We start from the raw sequence: 23415 nt of genomic DNA, 5'->3' as shown, positions 1-23415 counted from the left end.
TATGAAAGGACCACTCTTTTATTCCAAGATTTTGTTATTCGGTGAATACGGAATTATCAAAGACTCTAAAGGCTTATCAATTCCTTATAATTTTTACAATGGTGCTTTAAAAGTAGATAAAGCTCATACCGAAAAACAACGCCAATCTAATGTAAACTTACAACGTTTTGCAGATTATTTAGCTGAATTGGAAAAGCAACAGCCCGATTTAGTTACTTTTGATTTAAAAAGTTTACAACAGGATATAGAGGCAGGAATGTATTTTGATAGCAGTATTCCGCAAGGTTACGGAGTTGGAAGTAGTGGAGCCTTAGTTGCCGCTATTTATGATAAATATGCTACTGATAAAATTACGGTTTTAGAGAATTTAAACCGTGAGAAATTATTGAAATTAAAAGCTATTTTCGGAGAAATGGAATCTTTTTTCCATGGAAAGTCTTCTGGATTAGACCCGTTAAATAGTTATTTGAGTTTGCCAATCCTTATTAACTCTAAAGACAATATTGAAGCCGCAGGAATTCCTTCGCAAACTAAAAGTGGAAAAGGAGCTGTATTTTTATTAGACAGCGGTACGGTTGGAGAAACTGCACCGATGGTTAATATTTTTATGGAAAATATGAAACAGGAAGGCTTCAGAAAAATGTTAAAAGATAAGTTTGTAAAACGAACCGATGCTTGTGTGGAAGATTTCTTAAAAGGCGATGTAAAATCGCTATTTGGGAATATTAAAGAACTTTCTCACGTGGTGCTCGATAATTTTAAACCAATGATCCCGAAGCAATTTCATAAATTGTGGAAAGAGGGAATCGACACGAATGCTTATTATCTAAAACTTTGCGGTTCCGGTGGAGGTGGATATATTTTAGGTTTTACAGAAGATCTAGAAAAAGCACAAAAAGCCCTTAAAAATTATAAATTAGAAGTGGTTTATAATTTCTAAAACCTTAGAATACCTATTCTGATGCTATCAAGAAGGAACAAACTGTTTTTTTTAAAACTCGCGAGTTTGTTCTCTGTTGTTAGAGGTTACAACATCTTGGTAATTGCCATTGCGCAATACCTGACATCTATTTTTATTTTAGCACCAGAAAAATCGCTTCCGCAGGTTTTATTAGATCCAAATTTATTTGTTATTGTGCTAGCTTCAACTTTAGCAATTGCATCGGGGTATTTGATCAATAATTTTTACGATGCCGAAAAAGATTTAATCAATCGACCTCATAAAACCTTGATCGATAATTATGTAAGTCAGAAAACAAAGTTGGCGGTTTACTTCAGTTTAAATTTCTTGGCAGTAATTTTAGCAAGTTACATCTCTTTTAAAGCCGTACTTTTTTTTTCGGTATTTATATTTTTTCTATGGTTTTACTCGCATAAGCTAAAGAAATATCCTTTTGTAGGAAATTTAACAGCTTCTATTTTAGCGGTTACCCCATTTTTTGCAGTGTTTATTTATTACCATAATTTTAATGCAGTAATTTTTATACACGCTACTTTTTTATTCTTGATTATTTCTATTCGAGAATTGGTAAAAGATTTAGAGAATTTAAAAGGCGATTTTACACAGAATTATCATACTATTCCAGTAGTTTATGGGGTGAAATTCACTAAGAAAATCGCTTCACTTTTAGTGCTGCTAACCTTGATTCCGACAGTTATTTTACTGCTGAATGATTTTCAGTTAGGCTATATGTATTATTATTTTATTTTGAGTTTTATACTGCTGGTTACGTTTTTAATTTTCCTTTGGAAATCACAATCAAAACTTCAATATACGCTTCTACACAATCTTTTAAAACTTGTAATAGTATTGGGCGTATTTAGTATTTTATTGATTGATATTGATGTGGTTATTAAACGAATTATTTAAAGAATATTTGATTTTAAGATCTGTAGATTAAATATTCCATACGCACTATAGGTAATTCATTTATTAAAAATGTACCTTTGCAAAAAAATACATTATGGCAAATCCACGGAATAAAGGGAAAGGAAATATGAAGAATAAAGGGAAATCTTCCGCGAAACAACAGCCAAAAGCCGCAAAAAAAGCTGCTGTAGACAAACAAGTTAAAGACCCTGAAGCGGGGATGCGTCTAAATAAATATATAGCAAACTCTGGAATTTGCTCAAGACGTGATGCCGATATTTACATTTCAGCAGGGAATGTTCGCGTAAATGGCGAAGTAGTTACAGAAATGGGTTACAAAGTAAAATTAACTGATGAAGTTAAATTTGACGGCCGCCGAATAAACCCGGAGAAAAAAGAATACGTTTTATTAAATAAACCAAGCGGGTTCTACGTAACCGGTAGTTTAGAAAAAAATAATAGAACCGTTATGGATTTAATTGCCAATGCTTCAAAATCTAAATTAGATCCCGTTGGAAAGCTAGAAACAAGTACAACAGGTCTTTTATTATTTACAAACGATGGTACGTTGTCTAAAAATCTAGGAAGCACTAAAAAATTAATCAGACAAATTTATCATGTAGAATTAAATAGAAATCTTGCGCAAGAAGATCTAGAGAAAATTCGTGAGCACGGTGTTTTGTTAGAGGACGGTAAAGTAATTGTAGACGATATTAGTTATGTCGAAAATCACCCAAAACGTCAAATAGGCTTAGAGTTAAAAAGTACTAAACCTCACGTTGTTCAGCGTTTGTTTAAAAAGATGGGGTATGATATTGTGAAATTGGATCGTGTTGTTTTTGGTGGATTAACTAAAAAAGATTTACCCAAAGGAAGATTTAGACATCTAAGTAAACAAGAAGTTATTAATTTGGGGATGTTGTAGAAAGTATTATTTCTATAGAAAAATAAAAAACACAGCCAAAAAAGCTGTGTTTTTTTATGCGAAAATTTAACATTTAGGCTATTTCATAAGAACGATAAATAGTATTTATTTGTTCAAAATTTAAATTATTAATTGAATATTATTTTCTTTTTTAAGATTTTGGAAATGAGAGCCTTATTGCTGCAAAGCAGTTGTCAAATAAAGCATCTAGTGTTTAGAGCGCAAGACACTTATAAATCAACTATGTTGGATTCAAATCAAATTCCAGAATTCTTAAAGCATAAGCTATTTATCGAATTTTTTCGGTTGCATAGGTATCATTCTATACCTATTTACCTCTTGTCAATTCCGAGCTTTTATTCAATAAGCGTTACACAGATTTTGCGTTAATTTAATAAGGCTTTTGCAATCTTTTTATATCTTTAGTAATCAAATTATTTATGATACCATTTAATGAATACAAAATATATTGATCTTATAGATCAAACCTATTATTTTCCGCAAGAAGAATTTAAATTAAAGGAAGATAATCTGCAATTTCATGATATTGATTTAATGGCACTTGTAGAACAATACGGTGCTCCGTTAAAATTCACCTATCTTCCAAAAATTTCAGATAACATTCAAAAAGCCAAAAAGTGGTTTGCTGGCGCAATTGAAAAACATGATTATAAAGGCAATTACAATTATTGTTATTGTACTAAAAGCTCACATTTTCAGCACGTGCTAGATGAAGCTCTTTCTAACGATATTCATATTGAAACCTCGTCTGCTTTTGATATTGATATTGTAGAACGCTTAAAGAAAAAGGGCAAGATTAATAAAAACACCTACGTAATTTGCAACGGTTTTAAGCGGGAGCAATACATTACCAATATTGGGAGATTAATTAACAACGGACATCAAAACTGCATTCCGATTATTGATAATTATGAAGAAATAAATTTACTGACCGACGAAATAAAAGGCGATTTTAAAATCGGAATTAGAATTGCTTCCGAGGAAGAACCTAAATTTGAATTTTATACCTCCCGTTTAGGAATTGGTTATAAAAATATTGTTCCATTTTACGAAGATCAAATTAAAAATAATGATCAAGTAGAATTAAAAATGCTTCACTTTTTTATCAATACCGGTATTCGTGATAACGCTTATTATTGGAATGAGTTATTAAAGTGTCTAAAAGTTTACATTCGGTTAAAGAAAATTTGTCCGAGTTTGGACAGTTTAAATATTGGCGGTGGTTTCCCAATAAAAAACTCACTTCAATTTGATTACGATTATCAATATATGATTAATGAAATCATCAATCAAATTAATATCGCTTGCGCGGAATCCGAAGTCCCCGTACCGCATATTTTTACGGAATTCGGCAGCTTTACCGTAGGCGAAAGTGGTGGTGCGATTTATGAAGTGCTTTATCAAAAGCAGCAAAACGATCGCGAGAAATGGAATATGATCAATTCTTCATTCATTACAACTTTACCCGATACTTGGGCAATCAATAAGCGTTTTATCATGCTAGCCGTAAACCGTTGGAATGATGAATACGAACGCGTTTTGCTAGGCGGTTTAACCTGCGATAGTGACGATTATTACAATAGCGAACAAAATATGAACGCTATTTATTTACCAAAATTTAAAAAAGAAAAACCGCTTTATATCGGGTTTTTTAATACAGGTGCTTATCAAGAAACTATTGGTGGCTTTGGCGGTTTGCAACATTGTCTAATTCCATCACCTAAGCATATTTTAATTCAAAAAGATAAAGACGGAAAACTTTCCACAACATTATTTAGTAAACAACAAAAGAGTGAAGACTTACTTAAAATTCTAGGTTACGATGACAACTAAAAAAAATTACGCCGGTATTCCTGATAAATATGCGCGTTTAGATGAAGCAAAAGTAGTATTGATCCCTGTTCCTTATGACGGAACGAGTACATGGCAAAAAGGAGCAGATAAAGGTCCTGAGGCATTTTTAGAAGCTTCAGAAAATATGGAGCTTTATGATATTGAAACGCGCTCTGAAGTTTATAAAAAAGGAATTTACCTAGCGCCGCCCGTAACAGAAAATTCTTCGCCCGAAAAAATGGTAGAGACTGTTTATAAAACCACTAAAAATTATATCAAACAAGAAAAATTTGTCACTATTTTTGGAGGAGAACATTCTATTTCTATAGGAACCATTCGAGCTTTTCAAGAATCTTTTGAGGATTTAACCGTGGTACAAATCGATGCGCACGCCGATCTACGAAAAGAATATGACGGTTCTAGTTGTAATCACGCTTGCGCCGTTCACGAAGCCAGTAAAACTACCAACTTATTACAAGTAGGAATTCGTTCTATGGACGCCGAAGAGCTAGAGTATATGGATGAAAATCAAGTATATTTTGCTCACGATTTATATGATGATTGGATGGACGATGCTATTGGTCAAATGACACCAAACGTTTTTTTAACCATTGATTTAGATGCGTTTGATCCTTCTATTTTACCTTCAACCGGAACTCCGGAACCCGGTGGATTATTTTGGTACGAAACCCTAGATTTCTTGAAAATGATTTTCAAGAAAAAGAATGTAGTAGGTTTTGACATCGTAGAATTATGCCCAAATAAAAACGAAAAATCCTCAGATTTTTTAGCAGCAAAATTATATTACAAAATGTTGAGTTATAAGTTTAAGTATGAGAACTATGATGAAAAAAGCGATGAATAAAATTAAATTGAATTAAAAAATAACGTCACCCTAAACTTGTTTCAGGGTCTTATCAAAAGATTTATAAATATCAGTGCTGAATGAGATGCTGAAGCAAGTTCAGCATGACAAATAAGTACTAATATAAAATTACCATGAATAAAGGAGCAATTTCATCATTTATCGAAAAATACTATTTACATTTTAATGCAGCTTCAGTAGTCGATGCGGCAAAAGCCTACGAAAAGCAACTTGAAGGCGGCTCAAAAATGCTTGTTTCTTTAGCCGGCGCAATGAGTACAGCAGAACTAGGTAAGATTTTCGCTGAAATGATTCGTCAAAATAAAGTACATATAATTTCTTGTACCGGTGCCAATTTAGAAGAGGATATTATGAATTTGGTGGCGCATTCGCACTACAAACGCGTACCGAATTACCGAGATCTAACGCCAAAGGAAGAATGGGAGTTACTTGAAAAAGGTCTAAATCGAGTTACAGACACGTGTATTCCTGAAGAAGAAGCATTTCGCAGACTGCAAAAACATATCGTAAAAATTTGGAAAGACGCTGAAGCAAATGATGAACGTTATTTCCCACATGAATTTATGTACAAATTATTGCTAAGCGGTGTTTTAGAAGAATATTATGAGATTGATTTAAAAGATTCTTGGATGTATGCCGCCGCGGAAAAAAACTTACCGATTGTGGTGCCCGGTTGGGAAGACAGTACGATGGGAAATATTTTTGCAAGCTACGTAATGAAAGGTGAGCTAAAAGCAACTACGATGAAATCGGGTATAGAATATATGACTTTCTTAGCCGATTGGTATACGGATAATTCTAAAAACGGAATCGGTTTTTTCCAAATCGGTGGGGGAATTGCAGGAGATTTTCCTATTTGTGTTGTACCAATGTTGTACCAAGATATGGAACGCACTGATACGCCATTTTGGAATTATTTCTGTCAAATTTCAGACTCTACTACTAGTTACGGTTCTTATTCAGGAGCGGTTCCAAATGAAAAAATTACGTGGGGAAAATTGGATATTGATACACCAAAATTCATTATTGAAAGTGACGCTACAATTGTTGCACCTTTAATTTTTGCGTATTTATTAGATATGTAAAAAAAAAATCACCTTCTAAAGAGGTTGTCTAAAAAGTGTGAAATTGACATTCTGAATTTATTTCAGAATCTCATCTAATTGCTTCATTAAGCATTATGAGAAGCTGAATCGAGTTCTAGTTAAGGAAAATTAACTTTTAGACAGCCTGCTTTTTCAAATAAATACTTTTTTTGTTTTTTCTTTCTGCATAAGGGATAGCAGCGGTATACTTTTTTGGGCGTTAGACAAAAAAAGATTTAGCGGATAGCCCGGTTGCGCTTTTTCAGCGCAATTTGCCCAACTAAAATTTATAACAAAACAGACTTATTATTTGCTAACTTAGGACTAAAAAACAGCTATGGATAAAATTGAAAATATTGAACTCAAATATCTTACAATAGAAGATTTTGAAGAATTGAAAGAAGCCACGGTTTCTGCCTATGGAGGATTACCAAATTCTTATTGGAAATTAGATGAGATTGATAAATTAATTTCACTTTTTCCGGAAGGACAAATTGTAATTAAAGTAAATGGCGATATTGCCGGTTGTGCGCTTTCTATGATTGTTGATTTTGATGAGATTGACGATAATCATACGTACCAAGATATTGTAGGTGATGAGAATTTTAAAGTCCATAATGAAAATGGTGATACACTCTACGGAATTGATGTGTTTATAAAACCGGACTATCGCGGGTTGCGTTTAGGAAGACGATTATATGATTACCGAAAGGAGGTTTGTGAAAACTTAAACTTAAAGGGAATTGTTTTTGGAGGAAGAATCCCTAATTACCACAAATTCTCAAAAGAATTAACTCCAAAACAATACATCTATAAAGTAAAAACGAAAGAAATTCACGATCCGGTATTGAATTTTCAGTTGTCTAACGATTTTCATCCGGTAAGAATTTTGAGTGGTTATTTAGAAGGTGATGAGGCCTCAAGAGAATATGCCGTTTTAATGGAATGGGACAATGTATATTATACCAAGCCCACCAAAAAACCTTCAGCAAATAAAAGTGTAGTTCGCCTTGGTTTAATTCAATGGCAAATGCGTACCTATAAGGGAATGGAAGATCTCATGCAACAAGCCGAATATTTTGTAGATACTGTTGCGGGTTATCGTTCAGATTTTGCACTTTTTCCGGAGTTTTTTAACGCTCCCTTGATGGCAGAATTTAATCATTTGTCAGAACCGGATGCGATTCGTGAATTAGCTAAATTTACAGCACCTGTTATTGAACGTCTAAAAGAGCTTTCCATTTCGTATAACATCAATATTATTTCCGGAAGTATGCCCGAGATGATTGATGGGAAACTGTATAATGTAGGTTATCTCTGCAAACGTGATGGAAGCTTAGAGCGTTATGAAAAAGTTCACGTAACGCCTGATGAAGCTAGAGTTTGGGGAATGCAGACCGGTCACGAAATAAAAACTTTTGATACTGATTGTGGGAAAATAGGAATTCTCATTTGCTATGATGTAGAATTCCCGGAACTTTCAAGATTATTAGCCGACGAGGGAATGGATATTTTATTTGTTCCCTTTCTAACGGATACCCAAAATGGCTATTCTCGTGTTCGTTTATGTGCGCAAGCCAGAGCAGTAGAAAATGAATGTTATGTTGCTATTGCCGGAAGTGTTGGTAATATTCCTAAAGTTCATAATATGGATATTCAATACGCGCAATCTGCGGTTTTTACGCCTTGTGATTTTGCCTTTCCTTCTAACGGAATAAAAGCTGAAGCTACACCAAATACAGAAATGATTTTAGTAACTGATGTTGATATCGATTTGCTTCGCGAGTTACATTCATTTGGTAGTGTAAGAAACTTAAAAGATCGTCGCGAAGATGTATATAGTTTAAAAAAAGTACATAAATCATAAGCTTTTCAAAAAAAGAGTAGAATCAGTAAAAGATTTCTTTTCTTGCGCTAAAAATAAGGTTTCATGAGCGATTGGATGATTTATGCCATTGGGTTTACAGCACAAATAATTTTTGCTTCACGTATTATTATTCAGTGGTTTAAATCAGAAAAGGCACATCAATTAAAAACACCGGTTATTTTTTGGCGATTGAGTTTAATTGCTGCGATTATCTTTTTTATTTATGGCTATTTGCGTAAAGATTTTTCAATCATGTTAGGGCAAGCCATTATTTATTATGTGTTTATAAGAAATCTTCAATTACAAAATAAATGGAAATCTACCCATGTTTTACTGAAGGCTATAGTCATAGGTTTTCCTGTTTTTGCCGCCTTGTATGCTATATTTTGGTCACCTCAAGATTTTAACCTTTTATTTTCTCAGCAGGGAGAAGAGGGTATTGCTACTTGGCTAATGTTGATTGGTGTGTTTGGTCAGATTTTGTATACAGGTCGATTTATTTATCAGTGGATTTATTCAGAACGCAAACATCAATCAAAATTACCGGTCACTTTTTGGAATATCAGTTTAGCGGGATCTGTTATTTTAATTTATTACGCTATTACCAGAGAAGACCCTGTGTTGTTTGCCTCGCACGCCGGCGGTTCTGTTATTTATATCCGAAATATTTATATAGGAATTAAAGAGAAAGAACAGTAATTTTAAGTTGAATATATGTATTTGAGACTATTCCATAAAATAATCTAACTAATCATTTTTCGTCTTTTATAGTATAATTCATAAGTAAAAAATCCTACAACAAGAAGATATTCTAATGCTAATAGGTACATGTTTTCTTGAAATTCCTGAGTATTATAAGCTGAATAGCTCAATACAATTAGAAATGACCAAAGCAATAGAAATCTGAACTTAGTAAAAATAGATAATAGTAGTGGGGTTGCTAAATACCACGGATGAACAGTTGTTGAAAGTAAAAAATATAGACAAAACGCAAAAAGCATATTTTGCAACAGTTTTTTTTCAGGGTAGTTTTTTCTAAAAAAAGTAAGTCCTAAAATTCCCAGGAAAATTATGATCGGTAAAATTTTTCCAACAGTTCCAATAATATTCCATCCTACAGTTTGAAAGCCAATCCACCGAATGATGTAATACACACTCGCATTAAATTCAAATTTCGAAAACCATAACCCCACAGAATCACTATAATTTTGGATAAGATTTTCAGATAAAAAAGGAATAAACGTCAAAAATACGGTGGTGAAAATTAACATGTAAAAACCGAGTAACTTTACAAATCCCAATTTAAATTTCTTTCTAAAATAATTGAAAAAAAGCGGTAATATTAAAAGCGGTAACAGTTTAACCGAAATAGAGAAACCAATCAAGATAGCCGAAAACATCCATTTTTTTTGTACTAAAAAATAAATACCTGAAAGTAAAAAGAAAACCATGAGTCCTTCAAAATGTAAGTTTCCGGTGAATTCTAAAATGACAAATGGATTCAGAATAAACCAAAAAATACGATGGGAGGGAAGTTGTAATTTTTTAAGCAGCTTTTTTCCGAAGTAAAGTGTTCCGAAATCTGCTGCTATTAAAATTAGTCTCATAATAACGACACTTCCAAGAATAGATTTTTTAGCAAAAAATCCCGCAATTCCATATACAAATTGACTAACGGGCGGATAATTGGAATAATTGCTCGCATTTAGCGATCCCATTCCATCTATCAAAATTCGTGTTTGAGCAATGGCTGAAAAATTTTCTTCCAATAATTTTTTTGGGGTCGATAAAAACGGATTTATTCCTTCGGCTATTAATCTTCCATCCCAAATAAAGCGGTAAAAATCTTGTGATAAATTAGGTAAACTTCCAATAAAAACCAACCGAAAAATTAGTGCGAAACCTGCCAAGAACCAAAAACGGTTTTTGTTTTTTTCAATCAATAAAAAGCTTCCTAAAAACAATCCGGAATAAAGAAAAAGGAGTTTTAAAAAATTGCTTCGCTCTAGATCATAAGCGAACAAGCTATAAAATAATATCGTTATAAATATTAAAATGAAATTAAATAGAAAAGAGTTCTTATTGTGCTTTAAATTCAAATTAATTATATTTAAACGTTGTTAATTGTTTTTTGTATTATGAGTCATTCAAAAATACTCCTTTTCTTCGGACTTTTTTTCGTGATATTTTGCAACGCTCAACAAGATACCGTCAGCGGAATTATAGAATATAAAAAATACGGGTCGATTTATCTTGTAGAAACCAATACCTCTTCTAAATTTAATAAAGTATCCGTTAGTAAATATAAAAAGGAAAAAAGGAAAACTTCAGAAATATCTAAAAGTCCTTATCATTTATATTTTAATAGTTATGAAAGTCTCTATAATTTAGGTTTAAAATTACCCGAAAATATTTCGGAAAAAACAATGACCATGCAAAAAGGAGCTCAGATAAGTTCTGGTTTTTCTGCAAATGCTACAGATAAAGATGGAAGGTTGTTCTATAGAAATTTTAATACGAAAGAAGTTTATTTTAAAATGCCAAAAGCCATTACCGATGCATATGTCGTAAAAGATAATTGGATAAAAATTTACTGGACAATTTATGAAGAACATAAAGAGATTTTAGGCTACAAAGTTCAAAAAGCTGTAGCTTATTTTCGAGGAAGAAAGTATATCATTTGGTTCACTAAAGAAATTCCATATTCTTACGGTCCTTGGAAATTATTCGGTTTGCCTGGCGTAATTTTAGAAAGCTACGATCCTAAATTAAATAAAGGAATAATTGCTCAAAAAATATGCTATCCTTGCGAGAAGAATAATTTTAAACAGGATATAGAAAAACCCAAAGCAAAAATTACCAGAACAATAAAAGAACATGTTTATTATCAAGACCAGCCTTCTTTAGCTGTGGGAAAAAAGATGTGGGATATTTCTAAAAAATTTAATACTAAAGGTAAAATTTATATGCTTGAAGATGAAATTCTTTCTAAAGAAGATATAGAAAAACGCAGAAATTTTTCTCCTGAAATCCAATTCGAATGGGAGTCTTTTCCTGGTGATACGCCTGTTTCAGATGAATTTAAAAAACAAGAATTTGTTAAGAAATCTATAGAAGATATTGAATTAGATAATCGTGATAAATAACTTTAATCATCCACAATTTCCATCTTTCGGAGTAAGAAAGAAGCGTTCATATTTTGGCAAATTCCGTCTTTAAATTTATAGTCAAAATGAAGCTCGTCGTTAATTATTTCAGCATCAAAATAATGGTTTTTTACTTCTGGGAAATCTTTGGCAACTTCGCATAAACTTAAATCGTGTGTGGCGATAATTCCGGTAGAATGTGAGCGGACTAACTTTTCAATAAATTTACGAGAACCAATGGCTTTATCGGTACTGTTGGTTCCCTTTAAAATTTCATCTAATATGATAAAATAGCGATCGGTTTTAATTTTTTCAACAATAAATTTTAAGCGGCTTAATTCAGAATAAAAATACGAAGCTTCATCGGCTAGCGAATCTACCGTTCGCATACTGGTAATTAACTTTATAGGCGAATATTCAGCAGCTTTTGCACAAACCGGAAGTCCGACATTGCTCATCACGATTTGAAGCGAAACGGTTCTTAAAAACGTACTTTTTCCCGCCATATTTGCACCGGTAATGATAAAAAATTCTTCATTATTTATAGTGAACGAATTGCGTACTGCGTCTTTCGGATTAATAAGCGGATGAACGGCGTCTTCAGCTTTAATTACATGTTTATTGGAAGTGATTTCCGGGAAACTGTAGTGTTGATGATTGAATGAGAAATTCCCCAACGAATTATAGGCATCTATAAATTCAATCACCGCAAACCAATTTTCAACTTTAGTTTTGTGTTGCGCAATCCATTGTTCCAATTTATAGCTTTGTTGCAAATCCCAGAGTAAAAATCCGTTGCCAAAAATTCCGAAAATCATATTATTTCGCTGGTCGAGCGCATCAATTATTTTGGCGAATTTTTGTAGTAATTGAGAAGCTTTTTCGCCTTCTTTTAAAATTCTTTCTTGCTGATGTTGCAGTAATTCCGTTTCAAATTTTTCTTTTTCCAGTAAATTTAGCAATTGATGATATTGCTGAAAAGTTTCCTGAATCTGACTTACGTGGATAGAAAGTTGATTCACTTTTTTAACTTTTGAACCACTTATGGCCAAACCAAGAAAAAACCAGCCCATCACAAAATATCCAGAAATATCGACTAAAAAATAAGCCGCGATAAGCGCGATAGAAATTATAGAAAAAACAGTGGGAAGCCAACGAAAAATGTTAGGCACAAATTTTTTGTAACTCGCAAGCCAGTCAATGATAACGTTTGAAGAAGTTTCGGTTTTTACGATGCTGGCAATTGCCGAAAATTCTTGACGGAAATCAATTTTTTGCGCTAATTCTTTGACTGCTTTTTGTTTAGCTTCAATTTTCTGGATGCTATTTTCCGTAAGAAGATTGGCGAGTTTTTGTTTTCCGCTTTTTAAAGCAGTTCTGTTGAGGTATTGAAAAAAGGAACGTTCGCCAAATAGATCGATATCTTGACTAAATTCGTGTTGCGGATTTTTAAATTCTTCGCCATTATCTAACTGATGAAAATTACGATCTAAAACCGCTAATTCGGTTTTGTTAATTTTTAAAAGTGCTTCAATTTTTTTCTTTTCCAGTTGAAGTTTACTATGTCTGGAAACCAGAAAAATAAAAAGTGCAATTCCGCCTAAAATAACACCAACTACTAATTTTGTATTCAAAAAAAAGAAATACACTAAAAACGCCAAAAGCAGAAATAAAGCTAAACGCAACATGCTAGAAGCAAACAATTTTTTCTTTACCTGCGAAAATTGCTGTTGAAATTTAGTAAGTTTTTGTTGGTAGGTTTGTTGGGGTGAAGTCATATAAATTGTTTCCGGAAAAATAAATAATTTTTAATCGAGATTTTTCAATTCCTCTTTTTGCTTTTTAGTCAATTTTGCGACCACTAATTCGTAACTGTGATTGATGAAATGTTTTATTTTTTTATCAGGTAAAACAGTATTTACTTTTACGGTATTCCAATGTTTTTTATTCATATAGGGACCTACATAAATATCATCGGGAAATTCTTCGCGTAGTTGGATGGCTTTTTCAGGATCGCATTTCATATTGATTTCCTGTTGACCGGTTTCCCATCTATCTAATGCAACGAGCAAAAACATTTTTCCCATAACTTTAAAAACTAAAGTAGTTTCGTTGAATGGGAATTCTTCGGTTATTCCTTTTTTCTGAAGGCAAAAATCGCGTAATTCTTCAATATTCATTTTAAGAATTTTTGAGTTGTTGCTTTACATTTTCATCAGAAATTTTTTGCTGATTAGTATTGATTTCTAATGCTGAATAATCTAATTTCCAATTGATGGTTTCTACTAATTTTTCTATGAGTAGAACGGTTTCTAAAGCCTGATTAGAAGCTTCATTCAGTAAGCCACTATTCGGAATTTTTTCTACAATATATTGCTTTGCTTCACGATTAATATCGGTTAAATCTGATGTGGTAAACGGGTTTGCCCAACCTTCTTTTTTATCGTAATATTTAAAATCTGTTTCGATAGTTAATAATTCAGGCTGCGGAAAATTGCTAAGGAAAATGGTTTTTTGGTCAACATCGGCATTCATTTGTAGTTTGGTTAAATCAAATCCGACGTGAGCTTTTGCTTCAATTAAAATAAGTGCTTTTTTACTGCCGAGAAAAAGATTGATCCATTTATCTTTTACATTTTGATAATGATAAATTTCAGAAAAGTCACCTTCAACAGTTATGAATTTACAAACGGCTCTAATTTTTTCCATTAAAACCACAGATTGGTTTTGCTCTTTTTCTTTTTTTCGATTCCTAGACAGTCGATAGAAAATAAAATAAGCTAAAAGTGCACCAAAAAATAAGCCTAAAAAAAGTAATTCCATAATTGTTAATTTCCTATTTCGCCAAGATGAGTAAATTTAAAGCCCTTGTTGTATTTTAATCCGTACCCAAAAATCCTGTCGAAACTTGCGTGTGAAAAAATTATAATGCCTATAAATTGCAAAATTTCTGAAGTAAAAGAAACTCCTACAAGATAAAAAATTAGGCCTAAAAATTTATGGTGAAAAATATTATAGGTGATAGCGCCAATTTTGTTATTGATTAAATAACCTAACATCCCTATATCTGGCGAAAAAAATAAAGCCAAAAACCACCACCAAGAAATATCTAGTAATGAAAATAGGAAAATACCGAGCACAAACATGCCTAATTCTTCCAGTTTTATTGCTTTTTTCATGAATCAATTATTTTGTATAGTACCGGCTTGCTTGGAGCTGCATCATTTTTAAAGGAAGCTATTTGTAAATTAAGTAAATACTTTCCGTCTTTTACTTTATTGGGTACATAAATTAGTTCTGTAATAGTGGCATCCTTTCGTGGGTTTTCTGGATAATTCCAAAAAGCACGATGCGCCAATAATTCTCCATCATCTTTTTCCTTGTCTACCGAAGGTAAATCTATTAAAAGGTGTTTTATGCCACATTCACGAATATAAGTTGCAGTTTCCTCTAATAAATATGGCCAATTGGTGTGGCTATATTTTCTTTTTTTCTTCTTTTTAGTATTAGGTAAGGTTCTAATTATAAGCGCCTCAACTTCATTTTTTTGAAGTGATTTTTCTAATTGTTTTTTTGAAAACACAAAATCTTCTCCTAAGGTTTCCGGTACTAATGAAACCACTTTTGCGGCGAAGAAAAATTGCTTTAAAGCTTTATTGATGCTGTAAAACTCTTCAGAAATATGACCGTAACTTTCTGTGTGTGTGGTGTGCGCATGTGGATTGAAAGCAATATTATTGAAATTTACCGAAGAACCTTCAGAAACTTTTGCAATCCATTTTCCCTCTATTACCGGTTCTATTTTGGGTTGATCTACGTACCATGCAATTGGATTGTTTTCGTTTCCGCGAAGCGTAATTGAAATGTCTATTGGTTTAGAAAGATCGACAAGAAGTTCTTCTTGTTCCAATTGAATGGTAGTTTTCATAAAAAAGTTTAAATTTTAAAGTTTTCGGTAAGATAAATAATTTATATAAAAAATGACACGGTTTTTTTTAATGCAAATAGGTTTTTAAAACAAATAATAAGGCAATAAAAATTATGAAGCCAATAAGAATAAATAGACTTCCGCGGTAATATTTTTTATGTAGTTTAAGGTCTTTTCGGTAACTAAAAATCATAATAGCAATAAAAACCACCACAAAAAAACCGGCAAATATAAGTTGTCCGTCAGTAAACATTTTTGATTATTTTTAAGCAAAATTAATCTATTTATTATGAAGAAAAGAATTGAAGCCGTAAAACAATTTCATGATGCATTTGGTTTAGGAATAAAAGAGGCACCTGAAGCAGATTTAGGAGAAGCAAAAAACCTATTGCGTTTTAATTTAATGAAAGAGGAGAACGAAGAATATTTAGAAGCTGCTAATAATAATGATTTAGTTGAAGTTGCCGATGCTCTTGGTGATATGCTTTACATTCTTTGCGGAACAATTATAGAACACGGTATGCAACATAAAATTAAAGAAGTTTTTGAAGAAATACAAGAAAGTAATATGAGTAAACTAGGAGCAGACGGTAAGCCAATTTACCGAGAAGACGGCAAAGTTTTAAAAGGGCCCAATTATTTTAAACCAGATATCAATAAAATTTTAAAGACATAAAAAAAGCGGGTTAATTTTTTAACCCGCTTTTTTAAATTTATATATCAACAGCATATCGCCAGCCAAAAGGATCTTCGGCTCTATTGTACTGTATATCTTGCAAGGCTTTCTTAAAATGTACGCTGTAAGGATTTTCTACTTGAGGTAATTCGTGGTACGTGCCGTCAAATTCAAATCCAGATATTTGAGCAACTGTAGCAGCAGTTCCTGCCCCAAACATTTCTTTAAGTTCGTTATTTTTTGCAGCTTCTAAAATTTCAGCTACTTTTATACGTCTTACTTCAACTTCTACACCTTCTTTTTCTGCAAGTGCAATAATGCTTTTTCTTGTAATTCCGTCAAGAATTCTATCGCTAATAGGAGCAGTAATTAATTTATCATTAATTCTGAAGAATACATTCATAGTTCCCGCTTCCTCTAAATATTCGTGAGAGTTGGCATCGGTCCAAATTACCTGTTGGTATCCTTTTTCTTTAGCTAAATTTGTTGGGTAAAATTGTGCTCCATAATTTCCTGCCGCTTTTGCATAACCCACACCGCCATCTGCAGAACGGCTATATTCTTGCGCAATGGTAACTTTTACCGGAGAAGAATAATAGGCTTTTGCAGGACAACAAATAATCATAAATCGGTAAGCATTAGAAGGAGAGGCAGAAACTCCTGCTTCTGTAGCAATCACAAAAGGTCTAATGTAAAGTGAATTTCCGTCGCCACTTTTAATCCATTTACTGTCAAATTTTAAAAGTGTTTTAAGTGCCTCAAAAAAATATTCCTTCGGAAATTCTGGAATAGCCATTCTTTTTGAAGATTTATTAATACGTTCAAAGTTTTGCTCAGGTCTAAATAACCAAACTTTCCCGTCATCGTCTTTAAAAGCTTTCATTCCTTCAAAAACAGCTTGTCCGTAATGAAAAACTTTTGCTGAAGGTTGCATTTCCATAGGACCATAAGGCATTATTTTAGGAGTTTGCCATTTTCCGTCTTTGTAATCGCAAACCATCATATGGTCAGCATAATATTTTCCAAAAGTCAAATTATCAAAATCAACTTCGCCAATAGCCGATGAAGTTGCTTTAGTAATCTCTAAGCTTGTATTTTCAGGATTCATTCGTGATTATTTAAATTTTTACAAAAGTATTAAAATAATTATAGTTGAATGATTAATGTATTTTTTAATTTTGTAATATTACGTCCAAATTTAAGATTAAAATAAGATGAAAAAAATACTAATCATACTTTCAGTACTAGCATTATGTGCTTGTAAAAATAACGAAAAAACCGAGAAAAGTACCCCCGATGAAGAAAATAGCCCAGAAGTAGCTATGAATCAAGTTGAAGGATTTGAAAGTCTAGGTGAAAAAATCGATAAAAAAAATATGTTATCTGCATCAGAGATGAAAGCAGAATTCGAGAATATGAAACTTGGCGATACAATCTCGGTTAAGTTTAAATCTGAAGTAGATAAAGTTTGTAAGAAAAAAGGATGCTGGATGACGCTAAAATTAGATGATTCAATCCGTTCTTTTGTAAAGTTTAAAGATTACAGCTTTTTTATGCCTTTAGATTCAGAAAATAGAGAAGCTATCGTAAAAGGAAAAGCATATTTAAGTGAAACTCCAGTTGACGAGTTGAAACATTTTGCAAAAGATGCCGGAAAAAGTGAAGAAGAAATTGCGGCAATTACAGAGCCAAAAATAGAATATGCATTTATGGCTGAAGGAGTATTAATGGAAACGCCTGAAGAGAAATAATTTTCTTGTTGAAGAATTAAAACTCTAACCTGATGCCATGAAACGCGAAATTATTACAACAGCAGATGGTTCTTCAACAATTCATATTCCGGAGTGGGATGAGCAATATCATTCAAAACATGGTGCTATTCAAGAAGCTCAACACGTTTTTATAAAAACCGGATTACACTATTTTATTGAACAATACAAAACCCGTTCTGTATCGATTTTAGAAATCGGTTTTGGTACGGGTTTAAATGCGTTAATTACTGCTTTAGAAGCCGAAAAAAAGAGTTTAGCAATTCAATATACTGGCATAGAAGCTTATCCTGTTTCGTTAGAGGAGTTACAAAAACTGAATTATACTTCTCAGTTTTCTGAAGCTTCTTCACAAGGACTTTTTCAAAAAATACACACAGTTTCTTGGGAAAATATTATAGAAATCTCAAGTAACTTTACCTTAAAAAAAGAATGTGCTTTTTTTGAAGATATCCAAAAAAAGAACTCATTTAACCTAATTTATTTTGATGCTTTTGGCGCACGCGTTCAACCAGATTTATGGACGGTAGAGATTTTCCGAAAAATGTATGAAGCCTTAAAACCGAATGGTATTTTAGTGACATATTCTGCAAAAGGAAGTGTAAAAAGAGCAATGAAAACAGTTGGTTTTCTAGTTGAAAAACTACCCGGTCCGCCAGGAAAACGTGAAATGTTGAGAGCTCAAAAGTAATCTGTTAACATTTCTTCTGAAAAGCTTGTTAAACCTGTATTAAACCTTATTAGCCTATTCTTTTTAATGCTTAATTTAAATAAAAAAAGATGAAGGTTTTAATTACCGGTGCTACTGGGTTGGTTGGTTCAGAAATTGTAAAACAATGCGAAGAGGAAGGAGTAGAAGTTCATTACCTAACAAGAAATAAATCAAAAATTACAACCGATAAAAAACATAAGGGTTTTTATTGGAATCCGAATAATGGTGAAATTGATGAAACTTGCTTAAGCGGAGTTGATAAGATAATTAATTTAGCCGGGGCAAGTATAGCTCAGCGTTGGACTCAAAAAAACAAAAGAAAAATTTTGAATAGCAGGATTGATTCACTTCAAACTTTATTCAATCTACTTGAAAAAAAAGATCACCAGATTACACAATTAATTTCTGCAAGTGCAATTGGGGTCTACCCGAGTTCACTACAAAAATTATATGATGAGGATAGTCAAGAAATAGCAGATAATTTTTTAGGAGAAGTTGTATCCAAATGGGAAAAACAAGCTAATAAATTTTCAGATTTAGGAATCGATGTTACCAAAATCCGAATTGGTATAGTACTTTCAGAAAAAGGAGGAGCACTCCCTAAATTAACCAAACCGATAAAAAATTACATTGGCTCCCCATTGGGAAGTGGTAAGCAATGGCAGTCTTGGATTCATATAGAAGATTTAGCGGGGATATTTCTTCACACATTGCAAAACGATTTAGAAGGAACCTACAATGCAGTGGCGGCTAATCCGGTGTCAAATGAAAAAATGACAAAAATAATTGCAGAAAAATTAGAGAGACCCTTATTTTTACCAAATGTACCAAGTTTTATTTTAAAAATATTGTTAGGTAAAATGTCTAAAATTGTACTTGATAGCCAATTGGTAAGTAATAAAAAAATAGAAACCACTGGCTTTATGTTCCGATTTACTCATGTGAATTTGGCACTAGAGAACTTACTATAACAGCTTAAGAAACACGCTTCGTTTTTTTATCGGAAGGGGTATTGCTATTGGCGAGTTGAGTGGCTAAGTCAGCCGGTTGAAACTCGGGGACCAGCTTTTTTAAGCTCAATACCGCGTCTTTGGCTTCGTAAGTTTTAACGCTCTTTAGTAAATTTGACAGTAACACGATTTGTGTGGTATTAAAATTATGGGTGGCTTGGGCAATCATAATTTTTTCGTGGTGGGTCGGTAGAGTCGATTCCTTATCAGCGAGTAGCTCTTCATATAGTTTTTCTCCCGGGCGTAATCCGCTAAACTCGATGGCGATGTCTTTATTAGGAACCAGCCCGCTTAAACGGATCATGTGTTTCGCTAAATCAATAATTTTTATCGGGGAGCCCATATCGAACACGTAGATTTCACCGCCATTCCCCATCGCGCCGGCTTCCAATACCAGTTGACAAGCTTCGTCAATGGTCATAAAATAACGTGTAATTTCGGGGTGAGTCACTGTTAAAGGACCGCCTTGGGCAATTTGCTTTTTAAAATGCGGGATCACCGAACCGTTCGAACCCAATACATTTCCAAAACGGGTGGTGATAAAACTGGTTTGATGTTGTTTGCTGTGCACCAGCGACTGTATATACAGTTCGGCAGAGCGTTTAGAAGCTCCCATAATATTCGTGGGATTAACCGCCTTATCGGTAGAGACAAACACAAAACGTTCAATGCTAAACTCCAAGGCTAAATCGGCTACATTTCGCGTACCTTGAAAATTAACACTTAAGGCTTCCAAGGGATTCGATTCCATCATCGGCACATGCTTATAGGCTGCACCGTGAAATACGACTTGCGGTTGAAAATGATTAAAAACTTGTCGCAGGCGTTTCTTACTCCGAACATTACAAATGATCTTTTCATAGCGAAGTTGAGGGTGCTCTTTGTCAAGTTCTACCACCAATTCGTGCAAAGGGGTTTCTGCTTGATCTAACAATAAAATAGACTTGGGGGTAAAAGGAATTAATTGTCGAACAATTTCACTTCCGATTGATCCGGCAGCCCCGGTAACCAATATGGTTTTGTTATGGTAGCGATCGTGTAATTTATTGCGATCCAATTGAATGGGGGAACGCTGTAAAAGGTCTTCAATTTTAATGGCTTGTAAATTCGCGGCACTGTTTTGTCCTTCCCAGTCTTCTAAATTAGGGAGTTTGTAAATCTTTAGTTGCAGATCTAAGAGTTTACTGAGGAGTTGAGGTCGATGCTCGCGTAAATACTGCAGTCTGCTATCACTGACAATAACCGCATCTCCGATGGTGGAACTTTTTTGGAGTTGTTGGGTATTATAAATAGGTAAATTAAAAATACGGGTTTGGTGACTTTTTGCATCATTACAAATAAAACCGATCACCTTATAATTACTTGCGTTCTCTGAAATGATCCCTTCTGCCATAGCAATATCCTCCCGTTCTATCCCCAGAATATAGGCGGTTTGCCGTTGCTCTTTTCGGTTCATCACCTGATAGGTCTTCTTAATGACTACCCGAAAGAAGAATAAAAACGAAAAGGCAATAAAGCCAAAAATGACAATCCCGGCTTCTGCAATCAATTTTTCGCCGCTAATCCAGAAGTAGATCCGGTTAATAAGCAGTAAACTGAAGACGGAAACCATAGTCACCCGAAGTTGTTTAATTGCATCGCGGAAACTGGAGTAGCGGACCAAGCCGGAATAGGATTTAAAGAGTAAAAAGCAGCAGGCCTGTACCAAAACCATCAGCCACATTCCGCTGGAAAGATCAAGGAGTTGGTAATTCCCTTCGGTACTGGAGATTAAAAAAAAGGCGCATTGGGCGGCGAGAAAACTAAGCACCAAATCGATCAGGAAAATATATTTCCTGGGAACATAGTTTTTAACAAGTGGTTTGGCAAGGTTAATCAGCAAACTACCAAGCTTCTTTTTCTTAAATGACATACGCGTTCTATAAGAATTCAGGTAATTTATTATATACGGGGGTACACCGCAAAGATACTAGTTTTTTTAAAATAATAATTCCCATACTTTAAAAATTCCTCGCTTTTGCGTTTTTTTAAGTTTTGGGGGATATGTTCTTATATGCAGGACTAAATCTTTGAAAGCAAAGGGGATTTGGAGGCTATAGTTGTTCTATAGCGGAAAATGAATACAAGTTTCCATGGATAGGGCTTCCTTTTTTTATAATTATTTTAACAGCTAAAGGGAATATCCTATCTTTGGTCACGAACTTTAAAACCTTTTATCTTGAATTATTGCTCTTTATCGAAAAAAAGCAGGTTGGGATGTATTTTATCCTTTTTCCTTTGTGTGGTGTTGGTACAGACGCTTACGGCACAAGAAAAAAAATACAATCAATTTTCAGTAGAAGTGAATCTAGGGGGAACCTTGCCCTTGCGTCCGGCAACGGTCGATAAAAGTGAGTTTGTAGGCTTGCCGCAAGTAGGTTTGGGTGCGCGTTATATGTTGAATCGAAATTTCGGATTACGCGGAGGCTACGGGTATGATCGTTTTGGGGATCAAACGGCGGGGCTGAGTATGCATCGCTTGGGGCTGGAAGCGGTCGTCAATTTAGGAAATGTAGTAGGCTTTCCGCATCAATGGCGTAAAAGCATCGGCTTATTGGTGCATAGCGGAATAGGAGCCGGTACGGCAACACCGCTTCAAGGAGGTTCTGTAGAGCATATCGGTAACTTTCTTGTCGGTTTAACGCCACAAATAAAATTAAGCAATCGGTTTAGTTTGGTCGGGGACCTTAGCTTTACGACCAATTTTAAGCAACATTACGGATATAACGGCCTTTCTTTGCAAGCCGGAGAATCCGGCGAAACCGGTGGGATGCTCAGTGCGAGTATCGGGATTCAAATCTATTTGGGTAAAGAGTACCATCATGCCGATTGGTATTAAGGGAATATCAACTTTTTAGCCTAGTTTTGTAAAAAAAAACAGTGCATGAATTTTTTATTTTCGTCCAAAAGCGAATTAAGTGAACTCCTGCCGGGAATGGTTGATATGCATAATCACCTGTTGCCGGGCATCGATGATGGGGCGAAGAGCCTAGAAGAAAGTATCGCCATGCTCAAAGCCTATCAGCACTTGGGAATACGGCAGGTCATTGCGAGCCCGCATGTCATGGAAGGAAACTACCCCAATACGCCCAAGACCATAGCGGAAGCACTGGCGAAAGTCCAAAAAGCAATACAACAGGAAGGATTGGAAGTGCAGCTTATTGGAGCCGGAGCAGAGTATATGTTAGAACAGCAATTTGAACGCTTGGTACAGCAAGATATTTTATGCAGCTTAGATCATAAACACCTCTTGGTGGAAATGTCCTATTTACAAGCGCCTTTGAATTTGGAACAGCTTATTTTTCAGGTAAAGCATAAGGGCTATACGCCGGTCTTGGCCCACCCCGAACGCTATAACTTTATCAAGGAGCCCGGTGCTTTTAAAAACCTGTTGGACTTGGGCTGTCAATTTCAATTAAATTTGTTGTCTTTGAGTCAACATTATGGAGCGCACGTACAGCAAAAAGCTTTTCGCTTATTAAAAGACGGGAGCTATCGTTTTGTAGGAACCGATGCCCATCATGTAAAACACTTAGAAAAAATAGGTAAAATAACTCTAAAAGAAAAATACAGTCGTTTATTACGCCCCTTGTTTCAAGAAAATAAAGAAGTTTTCGGGGTGTAAATCAACGGTTTAGCGCTTGTGGT

Annotated in this window: 24 protein-coding genes; 15 read left to right on the top strand and 9 right to left on the bottom strand. The window is 34.0% G+C overall.

All coding sequences use genetic code 11. The features are described 5' to 3' along the window. The first annotated feature begins 1 nt into the window (after nt 1). The 8 genes from D9R05_RS06995 (at nt 2) to D9R05_RS06960 (ending at nt 9186) form a co-directional block, all read left to right on the top strand. A complete protein-coding gene (locus tag D9R05_RS06995; protein ID WP_121666493.1) occupies nt 2-940 on the top strand; it encodes a mevalonate kinase family protein in 939 nt (312 codons plus the stop codon). Nucleotides 941-961: 21 nt separating this feature from the next. Further along, nucleotides 962-1870 (top strand): geranylgeranylglycerol-phosphate geranylgeranyltransferase, encoded by a 909-nt coding sequence (locus tag D9R05_RS06990; RefSeq protein WP_121666492.1) that lies wholly within the window; start codon nt 962-964, stop codon nt 1868-1870. A gap of 94 nt (nt 1871-1964) precedes the next feature. Next, nucleotides 1965-2795: a pseudouridine synthase gene (locus tag D9R05_RS06985; RefSeq protein ID WP_121666491.1), complete on the top strand. Its 831-nt coding sequence runs from the start codon at nt 1965-1967 to the stop codon at nt 2793-2795. 453 nt (nt 2796-3248) lie between these two features. Continuing rightward, nucleotides 3249-4649: a type III PLP-dependent enzyme domain-containing protein gene (locus D9R05_RS06980; RefSeq protein ID WP_121666490.1), complete on the top strand. Its 1401-nt coding sequence runs from the start codon at nt 3249-3251 to the stop codon at nt 4647-4649. Continuing rightward, entirely contained in the window at nt 4639-5514 is an 876-nt protein-coding gene (gene speB / locus D9R05_RS06975) for an agmatinase (RefSeq protein ID WP_121666489.1), read from the top strand. Before D9R05_RS06980 ends, speB begins: the two co-directional genes overlap by 11 nt. Before the next feature lie 134 nt (nt 5515-5648). Continuing rightward, nucleotides 5649-6620 (top strand): deoxyhypusine synthase family protein, encoded by a 972-nt coding sequence (locus D9R05_RS06970; RefSeq protein WP_121666488.1) that lies wholly within the window; start codon nt 5649-5651, stop codon nt 6618-6620. A 337-nt stretch (nt 6621-6957) separates the two neighbouring features. After that, nucleotides 6958-8487, top strand: a complete 1530-nt coding sequence (locus D9R05_RS06965) for a carbon-nitrogen hydrolase family protein (protein ID WP_121666487.1) — start codon at nt 6958-6960, stop codon at nt 8485-8487. A gap of 63 nt (nt 8488-8550) precedes the next feature. After that, nucleotides 8551-9186 (top strand): lipid-A-disaccharide synthase N-terminal domain-containing protein, encoded by a 636-nt coding sequence (locus D9R05_RS06960; RefSeq protein ID WP_121666486.1) that lies wholly within the window; start codon nt 8551-8553, stop codon nt 9184-9186. A gap of 44 nt (nt 9187-9230) precedes the next feature. Here the strand turns inward: D9R05_RS06960 and mptB are convergent, their stop codons facing one another. After that, complete coding sequence (mptB, locus tag D9R05_RS06955; protein WP_240462963.1) at nt 9231-10397, bottom strand: polyprenol phosphomannose-dependent alpha 1,6 mannosyltransferase MptB; 1167 nt, start codon at nt 10395-10397, stop codon at nt 9231-9233. A 228-nt stretch (nt 10398-10625) separates the two neighbouring features. Between mptB and D9R05_RS06950 the strand changes: the two genes are divergently transcribed. Next, on the top strand, nt 10626-11633 hold the full coding sequence (locus D9R05_RS06950) for a GLPGLI family protein (protein ID WP_121666485.1): 1008 nt from the start codon (nt 10626-10628) through the stop codon (nt 11631-11633). 2 nt (nt 11634-11635) lie between these two features. Here D9R05_RS06950 and D9R05_RS06945 read toward each other — a convergent pair whose 3' ends face one another. From D9R05_RS06945 to D9R05_RS06920, 6 genes are all read right to left on the bottom strand, one after another. Then, the gene (locus D9R05_RS06945; RefSeq protein WP_121666484.1) at nt 11636-13411 is read right to left on the bottom strand and encodes a MutS-related protein; all 1776 of its coding nucleotides are present in this window, start codon (nt 13409-13411) and stop codon (nt 11636-11638) included. A 30-nt stretch (nt 13412-13441) separates the two neighbouring features. Further along, nucleotides 13442-13813 (bottom strand): MmcQ/YjbR family DNA-binding protein, encoded by a 372-nt coding sequence (locus tag D9R05_RS06940; protein WP_121666483.1) that lies wholly within the window; start codon nt 13811-13813, stop codon nt 13442-13444. 1 nt (nt 13814) lies between these two features. Next, a complete protein-coding gene (locus tag D9R05_RS06935; protein ID WP_121666482.1) occupies nt 13815-14456 on the bottom strand; it encodes a DUF4230 domain-containing protein in 642 nt (213 codons plus the stop codon). 5 nt (nt 14457-14461) lie between these two features. Further along, a complete protein-coding gene (locus D9R05_RS06930) occupies nt 14462-14812 on the bottom strand; it encodes a DUF4260 domain-containing protein (RefSeq protein WP_121666481.1) in 351 nt (116 codons plus the stop codon). Beyond that, nucleotides 14809-15561: a cyclase family protein gene (locus tag D9R05_RS06925; RefSeq protein ID WP_121666480.1), complete on the bottom strand. Its 753-nt coding sequence runs from the start codon at nt 15559-15561 to the stop codon at nt 14809-14811. The genes D9R05_RS06930 and D9R05_RS06925 overlap by 4 nt, the downstream gene beginning before the upstream one ends. A 67-nt stretch (nt 15562-15628) precedes the next feature. Next, nucleotides 15629-15814 carry a hypothetical protein gene (locus D9R05_RS06920; RefSeq protein ID WP_121666479.1) on the bottom strand — a complete coding sequence of 62 codons (186 nt, stop codon included), beginning with the start codon at nt 15812-15814 and terminating at the stop codon, nt 15629-15631. Between the two features lie 36 nt (nt 15815-15850). Here D9R05_RS06920 and D9R05_RS06915 point away from each other — a divergent pair, with 36 nt between their 5' ends. Then, complete coding sequence (locus tag D9R05_RS06915; RefSeq protein WP_121666478.1) at nt 15851-16237, top strand: pyrophosphohydrolase domain-containing protein; 387 nt, start codon at nt 15851-15853, stop codon at nt 16235-16237. 37 nt (nt 16238-16274) lie between these two features. On the opposite strand, the gene D9R05_RS06910 is transcribed toward D9R05_RS06915, so the two are convergent. Beyond that, nucleotides 16275-17345: a branched-chain amino acid aminotransferase gene (locus tag D9R05_RS06910; protein WP_121666477.1), complete on the bottom strand. Its 1071-nt coding sequence runs from the start codon at nt 17343-17345 to the stop codon at nt 16275-16277. A gap of 106 nt (nt 17346-17451) precedes the next feature. Here D9R05_RS06910 and D9R05_RS06905 point away from each other — a divergent pair, with 106 nt between their 5' ends. The 3 genes from D9R05_RS06905 (at nt 17452) to D9R05_RS06895 (ending at nt 19689) form a co-directional block, all read left to right on the top strand. Further along, nucleotides 17452-17988 carry a DUF4920 domain-containing protein gene (locus D9R05_RS06905; RefSeq protein WP_121666476.1) on the top strand — a complete coding sequence of 179 codons (537 nt, stop codon included), beginning with the start codon at nt 17452-17454 and terminating at the stop codon, nt 17986-17988. Nucleotides 17989-18025: 37 nt separating this feature from the next. Further along, a complete protein-coding gene (mnmD, locus tag D9R05_RS06900; RefSeq protein ID WP_121666475.1) occupies nt 18026-18697 on the top strand; it encodes a tRNA (5-methylaminomethyl-2-thiouridine)(34)-methyltransferase MnmD in 672 nt (223 codons plus the stop codon). Between the two features lie 89 nt (nt 18698-18786). Continuing rightward, a complete protein-coding gene (locus tag D9R05_RS06895) occupies nt 18787-19689 on the top strand; it encodes a TIGR01777 family oxidoreductase (protein ID WP_121666474.1) in 903 nt (300 codons plus the stop codon). 4 nt (nt 19690-19693) lie between these two features. Here D9R05_RS06895 and D9R05_RS06890 read toward each other — a convergent pair whose 3' ends face one another. After that, a complete protein-coding gene (locus D9R05_RS06890) occupies nt 19694-21640 on the bottom strand; it encodes a UDP-N-acetylglucosamine 4,6-dehydratase family protein (protein ID WP_121666473.1) in 1947 nt (648 codons plus the stop codon). Nucleotides 21641-21979: 339 nt separating this feature from the next. Between D9R05_RS06890 and D9R05_RS06885 the strand changes: the two genes are divergently transcribed. Continuing rightward, complete coding sequence (locus tag D9R05_RS06885; RefSeq protein WP_121666472.1) at nt 21980-22606, top strand: hypothetical protein; 627 nt, start codon at nt 21980-21982, stop codon at nt 22604-22606. Nucleotides 22607-22651: 45 nt separating this feature from the next. Beyond that, complete coding sequence (locus tag D9R05_RS06880) at nt 22652-23392, top strand: tyrosine-protein phosphatase (RefSeq protein WP_121666471.1); 741 nt, start codon at nt 22652-22654, stop codon at nt 23390-23392. Nucleotides 23393-23415: the final 23 nt, after the last annotated feature.

It is taken from the genome of Mesonia aquimarina (genome assembly GCF_003667275.1).
GTDB classification, from domain to species: Bacteria; Bacteroidota; Bacteroidia; order Flavobacteriales; family Flavobacteriaceae; genus Mesonia; species Mesonia aquimarina.
This window is presented reverse-complemented; position numbering and strand designations above follow the sequence as displayed.